The sequence below is a fragment of the Croceicoccus bisphenolivorans genome (assembly GCF_001634625.1).
GTDB lineage: Bacteria > Pseudomonadota > Alphaproteobacteria > Sphingomonadales > Sphingomonadaceae > Croceicoccus > Croceicoccus bisphenolivorans.
On sequence record NZ_LRSE01000057.1, the window covers coordinates 1 to 1,052 of the forward strand.

The window sequence follows — 1,052 nt, forward strand, 5'->3', positions numbered from 1 at the left end:
CCGACACCAGCCCCGTCTGCGCCAGAGCGGCCACGAAGGCCCGCTGGACTTCCGGCGTCAGACGGGCATGGGCGGCCCGCTCTACGGGAGTGAAGGGGAAGGGATCGGACATCGGCGCGCTCCGGTGCGGGGGTGGAAGTACGCCTTAACCCAAGTAAGCTATTGTAGGAAAATAACAAATTTCGTTTCAGAACAGTTACATAAAAAATGAAGTAAAAACCTGAGGAAAAAAATAATCGAGGTTGGATTTGTTAATCTCTTCTCGGCAAAAGCCGCCCCGACGGAAACGAATCCGTCCATCCTATGGGGGAATACATGAAATACGTAGCAACTGCTCTTCTCGCTTCGGCCCTGTTCGCGGTGCCTGCGCAGGCGCAGTCCTTTCAGGGTCTTTATGCCGGCGTCGAAGGCGGCTTCGACAATTACGAGGTGAAGGTCGAGGATATCGACCTTTATGACGTCGTCGGCATCGATGCGACCGGCACGCTCGACGGTCTTAGCGGCAATGGCGCGATGGGCGGCCTGTTCGCCGGCTATCACCTTGGCGGCCGCAACACCTTCGTCGCTGTCGAAGGCTTCGCGCAGTTGAGCGACGCTTCGGTCGAAATTTCGGCAACCGACGGCGTCGACACGATCGGCCTTGCGGTAAAGGCGAAGGAAAGCTTCGGCGTCGCCGCACGCCTTGGCATGAAGGTCAATCCGTCGACCGGCGTCTATGCCCGCATCGGCTGGCTGTCGACGAACTTCGAAGCGACGCTGAACGACGGCATCGAAACCTACAAGGATAGCGAGAGCGAAGACGCGATCCAGTACGGCCTCGGCCTTGAAACGATGGTCGCGGAAAAGGTGTCGCTGCGCGCCGAGTACGTGATTTCCAGCTATGGCGATCAGGGCATCGACGGCCTGAGCATCGACAACAACAACTTCAAGGCCGGTCTGGCCTACCGTTTCTGAGGCCCAGCCTGAGAATCAAGCGAAGGGCCGGGGCGCAAGCCTCGGCCCTTTTTGCATGGGGCAGGGTGCCGCGACCGAAACCCCGACCCGCAGCGCCG

General features: G+C 59.4%; 1 protein-coding gene. It reads left to right on the forward strand.

Annotation, left to right across the window (positions count from 1 at the left end):
- Positions 1 to 315 precede the first annotated feature (315 nt).
- Positions 316 to 954 carry an outer membrane protein gene (locus A7A77_RS17280; RefSeq protein ID WP_066561323.1) on the forward strand — a complete coding sequence of 213 codons (639 nt, stop codon included), beginning with the start codon at positions 316 to 318 and terminating at the stop codon, positions 952 to 954.
- Positions 955 to 1,052 lie beyond the last annotated feature (98 nt).